A 19,243-nucleotide genomic window follows, 5' to 3' on the forward strand; every position below is an offset into this window, starting at 1 on the left:
TGTGGATAACCGTCATTACGTGGGTATAGATAAGATTCTGAAAATAAGGAAGATGATGAGTCATTGACTCGAGCAAATGGCCGAAAGGCAGATCCAGTCAGCAATTGAAGCAGACTCGAACCAGCACACAGACACACTGCATAAAATCCGCCAGCTCGAGCTAAAGATGAGGGTCAAGGCAATGGATACCCGCTTTCGTTATCGGTACCTCAATGCCCTGAATAAAGTCACTTAAATTTTGAGAGCACTGAAGATAAAACCAGGCCAAATCCCAGCCCGGCTATCATACTGCCGACAAAATAGAGCGCGGATTGATCCAGAAAGAAAAAACCGACACCAAGACCGAGCAGAATACCGCCACCTATCGCCCAGGAATCTTTGTTCTTATTCTCTGTATTATTCATATCACTCTCCTTATCAGACATACTCACGGTTTACCCTGCTTAGCGAAACTTCACCTCAACCCTTTGATTTTCATTCACCTGAAACTGCCCGGCATCGATCACCAACAGGTTATCGTTATAGTGCCACTCACTAACCGTCTGACCATTAAGCAAAACCTTCGCAATGTCCCGGTTCGGCATTATCCATTCAACATGCAACTCTCTGGATTCAGGAGCACCGACGTAGCTTCCTTCTGACGAAACAGATAAGCTGGCAGACTGATCATTCACCCGAGTGGTGATGTGCGTTTGACGTACCGCACCTTTCAGATAAGCCGTCGTATTACCGTCATCCTCATACAAGGTAAACTCACTGTGCTTAGCCAGACCAAACACTTTCAGTGCCAGCGTTTCAGGCACTTCACTGCTTAATGCTTTTTCCTGAGGGTTATAAGGAATAATAGCCCCTTCTCTGGCAAACAGCGGCAATGTGTAAACCAGCTCACCATCAATATCCTTGCGCAGCGGATAATCGGATAACACCTGACCTTTCTCACTGTGGTAAACCTGATTGGAGGCATAATCAAACCAAACGCCTGCTGGGAGATAAACATCGGTACTGGTTTGCCACAAATTGGCAACCGCAACAGTCAGCAGATCCGATCCAATCATTTTATGATCGGCCCGCACTGCCTGTACATCTTTCGGGTATTCGTAACTCAGGCTCGGAAATACCGGCTCGCCATTCAGATGGGCAAGATGAGCCAGAGAGTACATGTATGGGATCAACTGATAACGGCGCTCAAGATTGTAGCGGTTACTGTCAATTTCACCAATGCGATCCGGCGCGGTTTCCTTACAGTTACACAGGTTTTCCGTATGCGGACGGACAGGCACATCAAGCAGTGAGCTGTAAGCAAACCACTGGGTGTAGGTTTCGTTCAGTGCTTTGGTTTTCCCTTCACCAATCACACCCAGACCACTGCGATGAAAGCCACCGATATCAGAACCATAATAATCAATACCGGACAACATCATGTTTTCCTGCATCCCGGCATGTACTGCCAGGCTGTCAAGATTCGAACCGATATCCGCAGACCACATGGACGCACCGAATTTCTGAATACCCGGTCCGCCGGAGCGCGTCATCATAAATGGGCGTTGTTGTGTTCCGTGCGCCTGATAGCCGTTGTAGATACTCTCTATCCAGCGATAGTTGTAGATATTATGGATCTCAGGGTGCGTTTTATCCTGATAGTAAATGCCTTTACCGTTATAAATTTCCGGCTCACCCAGATCCGTCCAGTGCCCCATCACCCCCATATCGATCAGAGGCGCACGCTTCCAGTCATGCCAGTATTTAGCGGCTTCAGGATTCGTCCAGTCGATCATTCCGCCTTTGCCCCACCAGTGGCCAATACCGGCAGGGTCAGTATCAATTGGCTTCCCTGTGTCAGGATCCCGGGCCAGATACCCAGCATCACCCATCACCTGAAAAGACTTCAGCCCTTCACTGACATAAGATTCTTCGATAAGCACCATGCCTATCCCCTGCTCTTTCAGGCTGGCCACCTTCTTCTCAGGCTGGGGAAAGTGTTTCCGGTCCCAGGTTAGCGAGCCCATCTGGCTCATAGGATCGGCATTGCTGACATTACCGAACCATTGCAGGTCCATCACTACCCCATCAATAGGAAAATGGTGCTGTTTCAGGGTAAGCAACTTGTCATCCAGCTCCTGCCAGTTATCAAAGCCGTATTCCGACAGCCACATACCGAACATCTTCCTTGGCGGTACCAGAGGCTTACCCACCATGCTCATGTAGGTGTGTCTTAACTCAGGAAGATCGTCGGCAGTAAAAAGGAACAGGCTCTGTTTGTCGTCAGCCGGCTCAATATGCCAGGGCTGCTGCTTAAAATCCCATGTCACGGACGACATATTATCCAGATAAAGCGCGAAGTCCGGCTTGTCCGGGTTCGTCGCATACAACACAGGGAACTGAGTGTTTCCGGTCGCACCACCATTAAACGCTTCCATCTTATTGCCGGAGTGACGGACTCTGCCATTCCAGCTGCCGTCCATCACACCCGGATTCTGAAACTCCTGCCCCAGTCCGTTCAGACGGTATGACGGATCCGCCTTAACCGTCAGACCACTGCTTTGATCCGGGCAGATAATCGTTATCGGCTGACCATTCTGAGTTTTAATATCAACACACAGAGTCCGGCTATCAACATTCGCTTTCAGGCTGGTGGTAGAAAAAGAGTAACTGCCGATGTGCAAATCACGTTGAGTAAGCGCACGCTCTACCGTTATAAATTCTGACGGTTCTGGTAATTGCGCATCATCGGCATTCTGGTAAAGCAACTGAATCATAGTGTTGCTATAGGTTTTTACCACCAGCTTCTGAGCCTCAGCGCGTGACTTTTCAGCCAGTTCAGCAAAATGCGCCTGGGTAAAGGGGCGACCCAAAGCTTCTTCCAGAGCGGTTCTGAACGCGGCTTCAGAATAAAACGCTTCTTTATACAGAGGACGCAGTTTCTTAGGCAATTTCATTTTCGGATAGGCTTTCCCCATCCGGAATACATCCACCGCTCTGAGCTGATATTTTTCTCCGCTGAAAAACTGAAAGGTATCTGTGACCTCTGCGGCAGAGGCCGATGTGCCTGCCACGCACAAAAGGGCGAGAAGGTAAGAATTTGTTTTTACTGACATTGTATTTCTCTTCTATACATCAAGCTGAATCACAAAGGATTCAACGGTTGAAGGCTGAATTCTTTTTCTATCTGTTCATGTAGTTCATAGTTGTTAATCAGGCAGTGTCCTTCCAGAGCCGCCGCTACGTTGATCTCGGAATAATTTGGGTTTTCCTCAATCCACGGCTGACCTGGGGTAAAGCCTCGCTATTTATTGTTCTACTTATCGTCTTACTCGAATGATTATTCCGATCGCGTCATATTGATCGCCTCAACAAAGGCCTGTTGAGCCCCTTCAACGCCAAGCGCTTTTGCTTCATCCAGCAGGCTGAGTGCCTTCGGAATATTATTGTCAGCAACGGCTTTCTGAATAGCGGAATAATAAAAAGACACTGTCTCTGGCTGAACCTCAGTAACAACAGGATCCTTTTGAGCGGCAGGCATGTTTAATGGTTCTTCTTCCTGAGTGGCGACTGGTAGGCTGACTTTACGTTTCGCCGCCTGAAAAGAAATCGTTTTAACTTTAACCGACACCTTACCACTGTTGGCATGCACATAATGCGGATCGGTCACCATCGGCATAGCCTCGCCCATTTCTTTTGCCCGAACTTTAGCCGGATGATCAACGGTGATCTCTTTGCCCAGATAGTCTTCCGGGGTATAGATAACAAAGTAAGGGGTCTTACGGGCATCAATTTTAAAGTCCGCAGAATACTGCGTTTGGGTAAATGCATCGGAAGTTTTGATATCAAACTGATCCAGCGTAGTGGAATCGACCGGATGGAAGTGTTCATCCAGTGACACCATTTTTGGTGCAAAGACCTTGCCGTCAGCCATAAAGCTGCTGATGCTGACGGTCACGATGGCGGATCGGTCAGCAAATTCAAACGCGCTGAAGTAGCTGTTACCGTCCTGAAATGCGGCTGCATCCGTATCCGAATTCAGGCTAAAGTCCAACGTTTCATTGGCGGCCAGCTTGATAAAAGGCAGCTGTGAAAGCTGGGTACAGCACACATCGGCATAGGGAATAAGTTCGACATCTGCAGCAGGCGTTGCCGGAGGCGTTGAGCTGCAGGCTGTTAACAGGGAACCGAGGAGTAGGGTGAGAATGGCTTTATTTGTTTTCATAATTATTTCTCTTCATACCAATGCCAGTGATTGAATATCATTCTTACTGGTCTCAAAACCAAAAAAGGCAGCCATACGGCTGCCTGTAATTTTAGTGGTATTAGAACCAGATTTCTGCGTGTACACCAACGATAACTTCTTTGTCGTCGTTAGAGATATTGATCAAAGCAGCGCTTGCTTCGTCATCCGCTTTGATATAGCTGATGTATGGTTTGATCTGTGGACGACCAAAGTAGTCTGCGTTCACAGTCAGAGGAGTCGCGATTTCCAGGTTGATGATATTACTTTCAGTACCATCACCAGCGCGATTCCAGAACCCTGCTTCTGGGCCTTCTTCATGACCATAAGACGCTGTCATTTCTACACGAAGGTTGTCATTCACTTTATAAGAAGGACGAACCGCAACAATGTAACGCTTCAGCTCTTCAACACCAAACAGTTGATCCAGTGCCGCCATATAAGTGATTTCAGACCCCATCTGCCATTTATCAGAAATGTTCATTACACCATAAGAAGTGAAGAAGATTGATTCCGCGTTATCATCACCGCCTGACCACTGACCAAAGTTAACACCACGGTTCTGAGCAACACCCTGACCGTAAGCAAGTGCAGTCTGAGTCCAGCCGTCCATGCCGTAGTAGCTTGAGTTCAGAGTTACCGATGCACCAAGGCCTTCGCTGTTGTCGCTGTCTTTGTTAGCCTGCTTCATCAGTTTCAGGTCAAAGTCCATGCTACCGATGCCGGCATCAACACCATAGAAATAGAAATCGTGAGAAGTCAGAGTCGTACGATCATCGGATGCTGTCGCCGCGTTGATCTCACCGCCTGGATCAGCTTCAACAATAGCAAAACCTGCTGTTTTACCGGAAATCTTAGTCTGGATACCAGCACCAACACCTGAAGACTGTTTCCAGAATTCACCAGAAAGAAGACCGGCTGAACGGTTCAGGAAGCGTTGACCAGCCCAGACAGACGTATCTTCACCCAGATATGGCAGAGCACCGATTTCAACAAACGTTTCTTTTACTTCAAATTGGCTATCTGTGTTGTCTTTCTGACCACCAGAAGAAGAGTAAGCAAATGAGTTACCGTTACCAAATTCAGAGCGAACCACAAAATCAGACCACACGCCGTTTGCATGCTCTGTATGTTTTTTAATCGTAAATTCAACCTGGTTAGTGCTCTTACCTAAAGTACCGGCTGTCTGATAATCAGGCTTACCGTATTCATTATCTGTTGTATGGCCGTCGATCTGGCGTACATTCATAGACGCATAACCATGAACTTCCCAACCGTCGGTTACAACGTCTGTACCATTAACTTTTTCTGCTGAAAAAGCAGAACCAGTAACCAGTGCGGTCGCCACTGCTGCAGCAAGTACGCTAACTTTTTTCATATCGCTAACTCCTGAACGATTCATTATTTTAATTTCCTTTTACATAGGGCTAACTTATCAAGGCAGTAAAATAAGTTGTTGTTTATGCAAGGACATATATGTGCTGGGAGTTACCTCCCACCGTTTTGTTTCAACGATGAGCATCTTAAGCGCTTACAGACAGGCTGACGTCCTCCACCCTCTTCTAATTCAGGGGGGAGGAGAAAGGTGGAGAAAATGACGGCCCGTAGTTTTTTGTCGGTTTCGTCACTGTTCAGGGGATGATTTTAAGGGGGAGTACCGCTAAATATGGCAGCAAAATGTTACTGTCATCAAACTTTCGCCTTTGATCTCAGGCGAAATTTTTTGATTATATTTTTATTTCGATGAGATAAAGGAGGTTGATCTTTCAACGCTCAGGGCGTTTACTTACACTTAAGAAGATACTAAATTCAGCATGATAACGAACCAGAATATATCAATAATGAATCATTTGCGCTCGCGCCCTTATCCGCTGGGCTCTACGCTAGACAATAGTGGATGTAATTTTTCAATTTATGCACCTCACCACAACGATATTGTGCTGGTGTTGTTCGATAATAATGGTGAATATACGACCCACGAACTTGAGGGAAACTATGCGGGACACCGCCACACTTACATAGAGGGAATAAAAGCAGGCCAGTTATATGGTTATAAAGTAGAGGTGAATGAGGGTCCTGTTCTGTTATCCGACCCGTACGCAAGAGCGATAGAAAAACCATTGCATTATGAGCCTCCATTTACCCCGAAAAAAAGTTGGGATATCAGTAAGTGTGTTGTCATCGACAACCAGTTTGACTGGCAGGACACCCATTCCCCCCGCATTCCCCGGGAAGACACGGTTCTGTTTGAGACTCATGTTAAAGGTTTAACCAAACTGCATCCCGAAGTGAACCCTTCTCAACAGGGGGGGTACCTGGGGCTGGCCAGTTCACCTATGCTGCAGTTTTATAAAGAGCAGAATATTAACTCATTACAGCTACTGCCCATTGCTGCCTGCATGCATGAAGAGCACCTGCTGAAACAGGACAAGGTGAACTACTGGGGCTACAACCCTTTCCTCTTTATGGTACCGGATCCGAGGTATGCCAAGCGAGATGCCGTGATAGAGCTGAAAACGGCAATTCGGGAGCTGCACAGGCACGGTATCGAGGTGATCCTGGATGTGGTGTATAACCATACCGCAGAAGGCGGAACCGGAGGGCCGGTTTTTAACCTCAAGGCGCTGGACTCAGGTTATTACATCCGCCATGGTGAGCATTTTGCTAATTTTGCAGGCTGTGGTAATACGCTCGATCTGACTCATCAGCCAACGCTTAACCTGGTAATGGACTCCCTGCGTTACTGGGTGGAGGAGTTTCATGTCGACGGGTTTCGTTTTGATCTGGCAGCAACGCTGGGCCGTAATGGTGACCAGTTCAATTACCATTCTGCTTTCTTTAAAGCGGTCGCTCAGGATCCGGTCTTAAAAGAAATCAAACTGATAGCAGAGCCGTGGGATATTGGCCCTAATGGTTATCAGGTGGGTGGTTTTCCGGATGGCTGGAATGAATGTAATGATAAATTCCGGGATATTACCCGCAGTTTCTGGCGAGGAGACCATGGCTTTCTGAAAGAGTTTGCCACCCGCTTAATGGGCTCCCGGGATATCTACAGCGCCAGCCGGTGGCCACAGAAACTGACCATTAACTATGTGACCTATCATGATGGTTTTACCCTTCAGGATCTGGTGTCTTACCGCCATAAGCATAACGAAGCCAATGGCGAGAATAACCACGACGGTCACGGTGACAACCGCTCTGACAACTATGGTGAAGAAGGCAATACCCACAATATGATGATCATTGCGGTCAGGGAAAGGCAGAAACGTAATTTTATGGCCAGCCTGCTGTTCGCGTTCGGTATTCCACATATCCTTACGGTTGATACGCTGTCCCACACACAAAATGGCAATAACAATGCCTACTGTCAAGACAATGAGCTGAGCTGGCTGGACTGGACACCGTCCGATCTGAAAACCGGCTTTCAACACTGGCTCAGCGAAGTGGTGGCGGCCCGTCACACCTATATGGTGCCATTTATCCGGGCATTCAGTGGTGAGCAAAGAAACCAGAACCGCGTGGGATGGCGACGCCCGGATGGCAAGCATATGGAGCATGATGACTGGAACCAACTGAACGCCGTTGCGCTGCATCTGGGAATTGATCAGGATGGCGATGAACTGATCTATCTGATTAATCCGTCCACAGCCAAAGCTCGCTTTAAGCTGCCGACCGACAGAAATCAAAAATGGATCGTCATTTGCGATACCAATAAAGATATCCACAATCGAGATACTGCAAATCAGACCATGTGCAATGATATGCAACTGGACCCATCATCTATGGCCGTACTGCATGCGGAGGCAAATACTGAATCTGCTCCAGTGAAAGGTAAAGAAGCAGATACCGTAGAAGAAAGTGTCAATACCAGCCCGTTGAAATCCAGAAAAAAAGAGAGAAAAATATCTTTTTTTAGAGAGATTAAAAAACGTTAAAAAATACACTTTTTCGTTTCGATGAACGTCACTAAAAACCAGCCTTTGGTATGACAAAGGCTGGTTGCTTTTTCATAGACATACTGTACTGTGACTCCATCTGATATTCTTCTCAGGTTTACTCTTAAATTATAAATACAACGATAGCCTTTATGTCTCAGACTGCAGTTCTAAGTCATCACTGCGCTATTACTGTGGGGAAATAGTCATAGGATCATATATGTATAAGATATTTGAGGGGTTTACTCAGGCATTCCCTCAGGAAGAACCTGTACAGCCACCAACAGGCATCATCGCCTTTTGTCGTCACTATACGCGTGGCTTTGAAAAACCTCTGCTATTCATGGCCTTACTGAGCACAGCCGTCGCCATTATTGAAGTCGTCTTATTTGGCTTTATGGGACAATTGGTCGATTGGCTGTCATCCAGTAATCCGGAAACCTTTTTACAGGAAAATGAAACCACGCTCTGGGGGCTGGGCTTTCTCATTTTAGTGGTCATGCCCACTCTGGTCGTTATCCATTCCATGCTGATACATCAGAGTTTGCTGGGCAACTACCCTATGTCCATCCGCTGGCTGGCCCACCGTTACCTGCTAAAGCAAAGCCTGTCCTTCTATCAGGATGAATTTGCCGGCCGCATTGCAACAAAAGTCATGCAAACCTCCCTGGCAATACGGGAAACCGTGATAAAACTGCTTGATGTCTTTGTTTATGTGTCGGTGTACTTTGCCTCTATGCTGATCATGCTGGCCCAGGCAGACTGGCGACTGATGATGCCCATTCTTCTGTGGCTGATCGCTTATATCGGCATCCAGTTCTATTATGTGCCAAAACTAAAATCCGTCTCTTCTGAACAGGCTGATGCCCGTTCAATGATGACCGGACGAATTGTAGACAGTTATACCAACATTGCCACGGTCAAACTCTTTTCTCACAGTAAAAGAGAAACGGAATATGCCGAAGAAGGCATGGATGAGTTTCTGGATACCGTACACCGCCAAATGCGCCTGGTGACCGGGTTCAATATCAGTGTTGAAGTCGCTAACTATCTGCTCCTGTTTAGCATTATCGCCATCTCTATCGGTTTATGGATGAGCAATGCCATTACCATTGGTGCTATTGCTATCGCCATGAGCCTGTCACTGCGCATTAATGGTATGTCTAAATGGATCATGTGGGAAATTGGCGGGCTGTTTGAAAATATGGGTACCGTAGTGGATGGCATGTCCACACTCTCCAAGCCCATCAGTATCCAGGACTCCTCAGATGCAAAACCTCTTGACGTCCATCAGGGGGAAATTGAATTTAATAACGTCAGTTTCCACTATGGCGACAAAGACAAAGGCGTCATCAGCCACCTTAACCTGCACATCAAACCAGGAGAAAAAGTGGGGTTAGTCGGACGCTCCGGAGCGGGCAAGTCCACACTGGTTAACTTGTTGTTGCGCTTCCATGACGTCGAAGAAGGGCAGATAAACATCGATGGTCAGAACATTGCGAATGTGACTCAGGACTCCCTACGCAGTAAGATTGGCATGGTCACACAGGATACTTCTCTGCTGCACCGCTCCATCCGGGAAAATATTCTGTACAGTAACCCGGACGCGTCGGAATCGGATCTGCTGAAAGCCACCAAACAGGCCCATGCGCATGAGTTTATCGAAACCCTGAACGACCCGTACGGAAATACCGGTTATGATGCACAGGTAGGCGAACGGGGTGTCAAACTCTCCGGCGGACAACGGCAGAGAGTCGCTATTTCCCGGGTACTGCTGAAAGATGCGCCATTGCTGATTCTGGATGAAGCCACATCCGCTCTCGATTCTGAAGTCGAATCGGCCATTCAGGAAAGTCTGAATGAGCTGATGGAAGGAAAAACGGTTATTGCTATCGCCCACCGTCTGTCAACCATTGCTGCTATGGACCGCCTGATTGTTCTGGACCAGGGGCAGATAGTCGAACAGGGTACTCACCAGGAACTGATCAGCGGTAACGGCATCTATGCCCACCTGTGGGCACACCAGACAGGAGGCTTTATAGGTGCAGACGAAGATCATTCAGAGGACCATAAGTTAAAAGAAATTTAATGAGCCAATGGCGATACGGTATAGTGTCGCCATTCCAGTCTTAGGCTTTTAGCCCCCCAACTTACCTCCCCCTTATCGAGTCAGGTTACTTAGGCGCAACTATTTTATCCCCCAGAATAATTCTCTGAGAATGTTTCCTGGCTATATATAAGAACCATATAAATATATTTATGCAACAAGGAAACCGTAGCAATACTTCATTATAATGCATTTATTCCGTTACATTATTTCTGAAGCAACATCTCATTTACGCCGCGAACAACAATTAAACTGAATGCATATCACATTTCTCCATTAATAAAATTAGGATCAACTATCATATTTTTACCTATAAATTAATTAGTTGATTATAAAATAAATATATAAGCTGTACGGCAACTTACTCTGTGAATAACCCCCTCCTAATTAGAATCGAAGCTCTAATAAAGAGCTTGATTGTCATAACAAATGTCAATGAAATAGAGATATCTTAATAATTAAGACATGTACATCCTGTTAAAATCGAACCAATACTTTTTGTCATATACATTTTTGGCTTATTAAAAATATAAATAATGAGCTGAAAAAGAAATAATAGTCTATTCTAAAATAAAGAGAGTGATAATGAAAAAGAGCCAAATAGCATTAGCACTAGGCGTCGCAAGTACGACCCTACTGACTGGTTGTGGTGGGGGAGACTCGTCATCAGAGACAACATCGGCAACGTCCTACTCAGTAAAAGCGATTGATGGTTACTTAAGAAACGCCACTATTTGGTTGGATATCAATGGAAACTATCAGTGGGACGAAGGCGAACCAAAAGCCATATCGGGCGCTGGCGGTGAAGCCGTACTGGATGTTTCTGGCATAGATGACCCCACTAAATATTCAGTTGTCGTTCAAGCCACATCAGAAACCGTAGATGAAGATACGATTACCGAAGACAACCCTGACGGAACCCCTGTTGAAACCTCTTATGTTATGTCAGCGCCAGCCGGTGAAACGTCTGTCACTCCTCTTTCAACGAAAGTCAATCTGGTTCTAGAAAAGAAAAAAGCGGAAGCTTCAGCAACCGAGCTAACGGATGATGAAATAGAAGCGCTTAAGCAAGAAGCGGTTCATGAAGTTGCTGGTGAAAACCTCGATCCTGATTTAGTACTGGGTGACTATGTTGCCGCTAAGACTGTCAATGATGACGCTTCAGATGAAGAGAAAGAGGCAGCCAGAGAAGCGGCTCGTATTGCTTATGAAGCAAAGGTTATCGTTCAGTCCAAACAGCTGCCTCAGGAGCCGGAAGAACTGGATGAAGCGGTTGATGAAATAAAAACCGATCCAACCGCATCCAGCCTGCTGAATCAGTTGGATGCGGTGAGTGACCAAACCCAAAAAGCCATTGAAACAAAGGCTAAAGAGGCGGAGTCAGACGAAGCGGCTGCAAGCATGGATTTCGATACTCTGGCGCTACCGGATTTTGTTGAAGACACCGAAAAAGTTAACGATCTAACGGATGACCGCGATAATGATGGCGTCGCTAATGCGTTTGATGCCTTCCCGGACAACGCCAGTGAATGGCGGGATAGCGATGGTGACGGCATAGGTAACAATAGTGATGACGACATCGACGGAGACGGGTTTGCTAATGATGAAGATGCTCTGCCGCTAAATGCGAAAGAATGGCTTGATACTGATGAAGATGGCATCGGTAACAACGCCGATAAAGATGATGATAATGATGGCGTTACCGATGATGCGGACGCTTTCCCACTGAATAAAGATGAAACCAGTGACTTAGATAAAGACGGCATCGGGGACAACTCTGATGATGACATTGATGGCGATAATATCCTGAATGTCGATGATCAGTTCCCACGGGATAAAGACGCCTCGGTTGATACCGATAATGACGGTATTGCCGACGTGAATGACGACGATGACGACAACGATGGCGTTGTTGATGCTGAAGATGCATTCCCGCTTAATGCCAGTGAATCTCTGGACACCGATAAAGATGGTATCGGTAACGAAGAAGATGACGATGACGACGGCGATAAGATCCCGGATGCTCAGGATGCCTTCCCTCTGGATCCGACAGAGTCCGTCGATACCGATGGCGATAATATCGGTAATAATGCCGATAACGACGATGATGGTGATGGCTACAGCGATCTGCGCGATTACTTCCCGCTAGATGCCTCGAGAACATCAAATGGTGACTATGACAATGATGGCGTTTCGGATGTGGATGATGCCTTCCCTGAGGATGCCAGTGAAACCAAAGACAGTGACCGTGATGGTACCGGCGATAATGCGGATACCGATGACGATAACGACGGTGTCGCCGACACGGAAGATGCGTTCCCTTACAACCCGAAAGAATCGACAGACAGCGATGAAGATGGCGTGGGCGATAATTCCGATAAATTCCCGACTGATGCCAGTGAATTTAAGGACTCCGATGGGGATGGCGTAGGCGATAATGCCGATGTGTTCCGGTTTGATGAATCAGAAAGTACGGATATTGATAACGACGGTATTGGCGACAATGCCGATACGGATGACGATAACGATGGTGTTTTAGATACCGCAGATGCGTTCCCGACAGACGCAACCGAGTCGGTCGACAGCGATAAAGATGGTATTGGCAACAATGCTGATACCGATGATGATAACGATGGTGTTCTGGATGCCGCAGATGCTTTCCCGACAGACGCGACGGAATCTGTCGACAGTGATGGTGATGGTATCGGCGACAATGCAGATACCGATGATAGCAATACCGCAGATACCGATGACAGCAATACTACAGCAGACACAGATGAAAGCAGCGTTGGAGATAATTCAGAGTTAACAGCCCTGGAGTTCCTTCGCAGTGCTGATGCGCTGTATGAGCTTCATTCGGACAATTACAATGAGAATGGTACTGAATATAATAACCTGTTTGTCAGCTCAATACTGATAAACGGCAATATTGGCGTCACTCAGACTCCTCAGGTCGTCAACCCTGATGGTAGCCTTTCCGAGGTTACCGAAAAATATGAAGATATCATCCTGACTGCCGACGGGTGGGTACCAGTAACCAGCCATACACTGGATGCGACCACCGACACACCGATCGCCTACCCGACCAACATACCAGACAGCAAAATGAATGTGACTCTGGAGCTTGTCGATTTGTCCGGTGAAACCATTTCATCAGCGAGTGTACCGTTCTGGTCTGACTTTGTCTCCACAACGGCTCAGTTCCCAAGCGGCTCTCAGGCGGTCAAATTTACCCCTGTTGCAGCTCAGGATATCTACTCGCTATGGTCCGATTCTGAAGTCCATATCAGCACCGACACTGAACCGTACCACGCAGCAGCAACGTCTCTGGATCAGCTGATTTCAACCACAGCTATAGACTCAACATCAACAACTCAATATCCAAACTTAGTTTATTTCGGCTGGGATATGGGCGTTGAACTGGTGGAAGACGGAACCGCAAACTACTACATCACTGGAGACAGCCTGATCAATGTCGGCAGCGGCACCTGGACACGCAGTGTTATCAATGGAGAAGATATTCTGCAGTTCACTGTACCAGACAGCGTAGTGTCGGCTTATGGTGACCAGTGGGATGAGGACTCCTCAACACTCTTTGCCAGTGTTTACGATGACGGAAGCGGCAGCTATGTCCATATGGGCTCAGTCGAAAAACAGGGAACCAGCTTTGATGAAGTGATCTATCTGTTTAACGAAACCGCTAAGTCAGCCATTCTTGATCAGGTTGTTATCAGTGCATCATCAACTGACAACACAGAAGAGACATCAGGCGCAGATACTACTGACTCAAGTACTGATACTACTGACTCAGGCACTGATACTACTGACTCAGGCACTGATACCACTGACTCAGGCACTGATACCACTGACTCAGGCACTGATACCACTGACTCAGGCACTGATACCACTGACTCAGGCACTGATACTACTGACTCAAGCACTGGTACTACTGACTCAGGCACTGATACAAGCAGTGTGGACACGGCATCAGACGCTCTGGCATTCGTACGCAATGCCGATGCACTATATGAGCTTCACTCGGACAACCACAATGAGAATGGTACTGAGTATGAAAACCTGTTTGTCAGCTCAATACTGATAAACGGCAATATTGGCGTCACTCAGACTCCTCAGGTTGTCAACCCTGATGGCAGCCTTTCCGATGTTACCGAAAAATATGAAGATCTCATTCTGACTGCTGATGGTTGGGTACAAGTGACCAGCCACACACTGGATGCGACCACCGATACGCCGATCGTCTATCCGACCAACGTACCAGACAGCAAAATGAATGTGACTCTGGAGCTGGTCGATCTGTCCGGAGAAATCATTTCACCTACGACTGTACCGTTCTGGTCTGACTTTGTCTCCACAACGGCTCAGTTCCCAAGCGGCTCTCAGGCGGTCAAATTTACCCCTGTTGCGGCTCAGGATATCTACTCGCTATGGTCCGATTCTGAAGTCCATATCAGTACCGATACCGAACCGTATCACACAGCGGCAACCTCGCTGGATCAGCTGATTTCAGCAACGGCCGTAGATTCGACGTCGACAACCGGCTATCCAAACTTAGTTTATTTTGGCTGGGATATGGGTGTTGAACTGGTGGAAGACGGAACCGCGAACTACTACATCACTGGAGACAGCCTGATCAATGTCGGCAGCGGCACCTGGACACGCAGTGTTATCAATGGAGAAGATATTCTGCAGTTCACTGTACCAGACGGCGTAGTGTCGGCTTATGGTGACCAGTGGGATGAGGACTCCTCAACACTCTTTGCCAGTGTTTACGATGACGGAAGCGGCAGCTATGTCCATATGGGCTCAGTCGAAAAACAGGGAACCAGCTTTGATGAAGTGATCTATCTGTTTAACGAAACCGCTAAGTCAGCCATTCTTGAGCAAGTTGATGTCAGCGTCACATACACAGATAGCACCGACAGTGACACAAGTACCACCACCGATAGTACGGGCTCAGATACCGGTAGCTACACCGATTCTACTGGCTCTGATACGGTAGACTCGAGCTCAGATAACACCAGTGATAGCTATGAAGATCTTCCGGCTCTTGCAGAAGGAGTAGGGAGCACAACCAGTGCAACTAACGCGGATATCGTTCAACTCGTTGAGTCTAACAGTGGTCTGCATGAGTTCGATAAGGAAAGTGAAAACAGTATCGATATCCTGACTGTAGATACGTTCGCTGTAAACGGTAGCTATGCGATATCACAGGGCTTTAAGGTCGTCATGCCTGACAGTACTCTGGGAAGTGCTATCTATGACGATGAGCAACTGATACTCGCAGGTTCCAGTTGGGTAACACCGACCGGCTACACTCTGGATATTTCAGGTACCACGGCGGAAGCATACCCAACCGGATATGCTGAAATCAAATATTCACTTGGAACGCCAATGATTACCGATCTGACAGATGAAGCCATTAACGGAACGAACCTGCCGTTCTGGTCGGCGTATAAAACCGACAGCGCCACGTTCCCGACAGGGGCTCAAGCTCTACAGTTTACCCCAATCGCTGCCCAGGATATTTATTCTCTCTGGACCGACTCCGACGTCCATGTAAAAGTTGTTGGAGCAACCGCTAGCGGTCCATATAGCGTTCAGGCAACCACGCTGGCTGATCTGACCTCGGCATCTGCAGCGACAGATCCAGCTCAGGCAAAGGTTATTTATATTGGCTGGAATATCGGCGTTGAGTTAGTTGAAGACGGAACCGCTAATTTCTACCAAACCGACGATACCACTTACGAAACGAGCAAGGTTGGTGAAACAACCTGGACCAGCAGTGAGATGGGTGGTAAAACGGTTTATCAGCTCACCGTCACCGACGAAGCTATACTGGCATTTGGTGATGCCTGGTATGATGATCCGGCCACCATTTTGTTTGCTGAAAACAATGGAATCGTTATCCGGGGTGCGGTAGAGAAAGCCAATGAAACCAACGATTATATGGTTACGTTCTTTAACGACGTGGCTTATCAGTCAATCCTGGATGAAGTTGAGATCAGTTGTGACTTTACCTATACCGAAGGTGACAGCACTTATGAATTGCTAGAATTTACCGGGCTGCTTGCAGCATGTTCCAGCAACTAATTATAGCAATAAGATCGTGACTTTCTAACAAAGATCCCTCGGTGAAAACCGAGGGATTTTTTTGTGTAGGCCTGAGGGTATGATTTCTTCACTTTACACTGTAAATGATAAGACCTCCTGCCATAAGCAGGAGGTCTTATCAACGTGAGCCTCAGAAAGAGTAAAAATATCTCGCCAAGTTTTTATTATCTAAGCACTTAAACGGAATTTAAAGTGCCCCAACCTGCTCTGGTTTGCCCTTTACAACGATAGGCTTTTCTCTGTTCACTGCATTCGTCTTTTTACCTGCAGCAACCGTCTGGCAGTTACACTGCCGGCAAAAATGTTGCTGCTCTAATTTATAATGGTTTTTACCGGTAAAAATCTTAATGGTAAGCAAGGTTAGTTTTTGAGTAAGCGAGAGCAATTCCTCCTCCTGACTACGACGCATTACCGACTTATGTGGTGTCACTCTTTTGCATACTTCGCAGTACAGATCTGGCATTGGGGAACTCCTTTACCTCACAACTGGTTATATTAAATTCTAAATAATCCTTTTTCTGTAAAGAATTATTTAACGCATCAAATAATAAAAAGTTTTTTTCAAAAAAGCGTGTTTTTTGTGTAAAAACTCAACTTGACCAACAAACAAAAATCAAAAAATAGATATAGATCACACCAAAAAGCCCCTTGTCGTCTACCACAACAACAAGGGGCTGCCTAACTAAAGAAAACATAATGTTAACTGACTGTTAATCCAAAGATTTTAGTCTTTCTTTAAAATCAGCAAAGTCATTGGTTACTTTGTTATCAGGCTTTGTTGTCAGCAAACTTACGACAACAATCGACAGTGTAGAGAAGATAATCCCCGGTACAATCTCATAGAGATCAAACCACCCTCCTGTCAGCTGCTTCCAGATAACAATCGTCACGCCCCCCACCAGAATACCAGCCAGAGCACCGTTGCGGTTCATACGCGACCAATAAAGGCTCAGAACAATCGCAGGACCAAATGCGGCACCAAAACCAGCCCACGCATAAGAGACCAACCCAAGCACTGAGCTATCAGGATTAACCGCCAACAAACAAGCAACCACAGAAAGCGCTATTACACCATAGCGCCCCACCTTAACCACCTGTTCAGAAGAGGCTTTTTTATGAAAAAGCTGCTTATAAAAATCTTCTGCCAGCGCAGAAGAAGAAACTAACAACTGCGAATCAGCCGTGCTCATAATGGCTGCCAAAATAGCCGCCAGTAAAATACCCGCAATAACAGGATGAAAAACAGCGTTCACCAGCAACATAAATATTTTTTCACCATCAGCCAGATTGAGCCCCTGATGATTAGAAACATACAGCAGGCCAACCAGACCGACAAGCACCGCACCAGCCATTGAAATACCGGTCCAGATAACCGCGATTCGGCGAGCTGTCGTAAGCTCTCGGTTAGTACGCGAAGCTTTAAATCGGGCCAGAATATGTGGCTGGCCAAAATAGCCAAGCCCCCAGGCGACAAGAGAAATAATAGCTACAGCACTTAAAGGCTCACCTTTAGTGTTATCCCATAGCGTCAGCAACTCAGGGTTGATGTCAGCCAGATCAGAACTTAATTGTGTTATCCCGCCCTGCATCGCCGAAATAGGCACAATCAAAAGTGCAGCAGCCATCAATAATCCCTGAACTAAATCTGTCCAGGACACGGCCAGAAATCCACCAAACAAAGTGTAAGAAACAATACATAACGTACCAATAACTAATGCGGTGGTGTAATCCAGGCCAAATACCGTTTCAAATAGCTTACCGCCGGCTACCAAACCAGAGCTCGTGTAGAAAAGGAAAAACAACAGAATGAAAAAGGCAGAAATAATCTGAATAAGCTTGGATTCGTCATTAAAGCGGCGAGAGAAAAACTCCGGGATAGTCAGCGCATCTGTTGTAATACTGTAAGTGCGCAGCCTCTTAGCACTTATTAGCCAGTTCGCCCAGGTGCCCACTAATAATCCTCCAGCCAACCAAAGAGATTCTATCCCTGCAGCATAGGCATAGCCTGGCAGCCCCAGAAGCAGCCAGCCACTCATATCCGATGCACCCGCAGACAGAGCCGCAGGCCACGGGCCCAGCGAACGCCCCCCCAAGAAATAGTCACTGGAATTAACGGTGCGCTGATATGCCCAGTAACCGATAGCAAGCATCATGGCCAGATAGCCAAAAAATGTCGCAGTAATAGCTAAGCTATTGTCTATCATTTTAATATCCTCTTATTTATTATTCTTCTATCCTGCAAAAGTGACGATGGACAGAGACGGCAGCAAATAGCGCTCCTTTGCTATCCACTTATACTCTTGCCATTTTCCGTATAATTCGGAAGCATGATCAAGGTTGTGTTTGCACTATGAATCTGGTCACCAGCCAAATACTCAAAGGCCCGACTTTCGCGGCATTCCGCAGCGTACATGAAGGTAAAGCCTTATAGTAGTCAGCTTGAGACCCAGGTTTAAACGAGGGGGGTATTCTGAGCACCAACAAAAGATTTGTCAAAATTGGTCATGATCCTTACCGGAACAATGATCAAGTGAGAATAAACTACGGTCATTGTGTGTTCATTCCAAAGCACGATTGGATAACATCAATGCATGCAGAATCACAATACTCTCAGACACGCACCGCATAAAAAGCTACCTAATTGATATCTCTGTGTAAAAATATTTTCTACGGCTCAATTTGTCGATTAATATCACATTTATTATATTAAAGATGATAAGCTCTATTCGGATGAGATAACTCACATTACAATGGATAGCAATATCGCGAGATCTGTGTTATCAAGAAACAGTATCTGACTGTTATTACTTATTTTTTTCATCTCCTTAACCTGATGAAGTCAATGTA

General features: G+C 46.6%; 9 protein-coding genes. 3 read left to right on the plus strand and 6 right to left on the minus strand.

Features of this window, described 5'->3' with window-relative positions:
- Nucleotides 1-227: 227 nt before the first annotated feature.
- From DI392_RS19650 to DI392_RS14465, 4 genes are all read right to left on the minus strand, one after another.
- Complete coding sequence (locus DI392_RS19650) at nucleotides 228-404, minus strand: hypothetical protein (protein ID WP_181388426.1); 177 nt, start codon at nucleotides 402-404, stop codon at nucleotides 228-230.
- Nucleotides 405-443: 39 nt separating this feature from the next.
- A complete protein-coding gene (locus DI392_RS14455) occupies nucleotides 444-3,095 on the minus strand; it encodes a TIM-barrel domain-containing protein (protein WP_109320403.1) in 2,652 nt (883 codons plus the stop codon).
- 224 nt (nucleotides 3,096-3,319) lie between these two features.
- The gene (locus DI392_RS14460; protein ID WP_109320404.1) at nucleotides 3,320-4,204 is read right to left on the minus strand and encodes a MalM family protein; all 885 of its coding nucleotides are present in this window, start codon (nucleotides 4,202-4,204) and stop codon (nucleotides 3,320-3,322) included.
- 100 nt (nucleotides 4,205-4,304) lie between these two features.
- Nucleotides 4,305-5,600 (minus strand): carbohydrate porin, encoded by a 1,296-nt coding sequence (locus tag DI392_RS14465; protein WP_109320405.1) that lies wholly within the window; start codon nucleotides 5,598-5,600, stop codon nucleotides 4,305-4,307.
- Nucleotides 5,601-6,063: 463 nt separating this feature from the next.
- Between DI392_RS14465 and glgX the strand changes: the two genes are divergently transcribed.
- The 3 genes from glgX (at nucleotide 6,064) to DI392_RS14480 (ending at nucleotide 16,375) form a co-directional block, all read left to right on the plus strand.
- Complete coding sequence (gene glgX, locus DI392_RS14470) at nucleotides 6,064-8,157, plus strand: glycogen debranching protein GlgX (RefSeq protein ID WP_109320406.1); 2,094 nt, start codon at nucleotides 6,064-6,066, stop codon at nucleotides 8,155-8,157.
- A gap of 220 nt (nucleotides 8,158-8,377) precedes the next feature.
- Nucleotides 8,378-10,246, plus strand: a complete 1,869-nt coding sequence (locus tag DI392_RS14475) for an ABC transporter ATP-binding protein (protein ID WP_109320407.1) — start codon at nucleotides 8,378-8,380, stop codon at nucleotides 10,244-10,246.
- A 603-nt stretch (nucleotides 10,247-10,849) separates the two neighbouring features.
- Nucleotides 10,850-16,375 (plus strand): thrombospondin type 3 repeat-containing protein, encoded by a 5,526-nt coding sequence (locus DI392_RS14480; RefSeq protein WP_109320408.1) that lies wholly within the window; start codon nucleotides 10,850-10,852, stop codon nucleotides 16,373-16,375.
- A gap of 208 nt (nucleotides 16,376-16,583) precedes the next feature.
- On the opposite strand, the gene DI392_RS14485 is transcribed toward DI392_RS14480, so the two are convergent.
- Nucleotides 16,584-16,859 carry a hypothetical protein gene (locus DI392_RS14485; protein ID WP_109320409.1) on the minus strand — a complete coding sequence of 92 codons (276 nt, stop codon included), beginning with the start codon at nucleotides 16,857-16,859 and terminating at the stop codon, nucleotides 16,584-16,586.
- A 247-nt stretch (nucleotides 16,860-17,106) separates the two neighbouring features.
- Complete coding sequence (gene putP / locus DI392_RS14490; RefSeq protein ID WP_109320490.1) at nucleotides 17,107-18,597, minus strand: sodium/proline symporter PutP; 1,491 nt, start codon at nucleotides 18,595-18,597, stop codon at nucleotides 17,107-17,109.
- Nucleotides 18,598-19,243: the final 646 nt, after the last annotated feature.

This window comes from Vibrio albus (assembly GCF_003144035.1).
Classification (GTDB): Bacteria; Pseudomonadota; Gammaproteobacteria; order Enterobacterales; family Vibrionaceae; genus Vibrio; species Vibrio albus.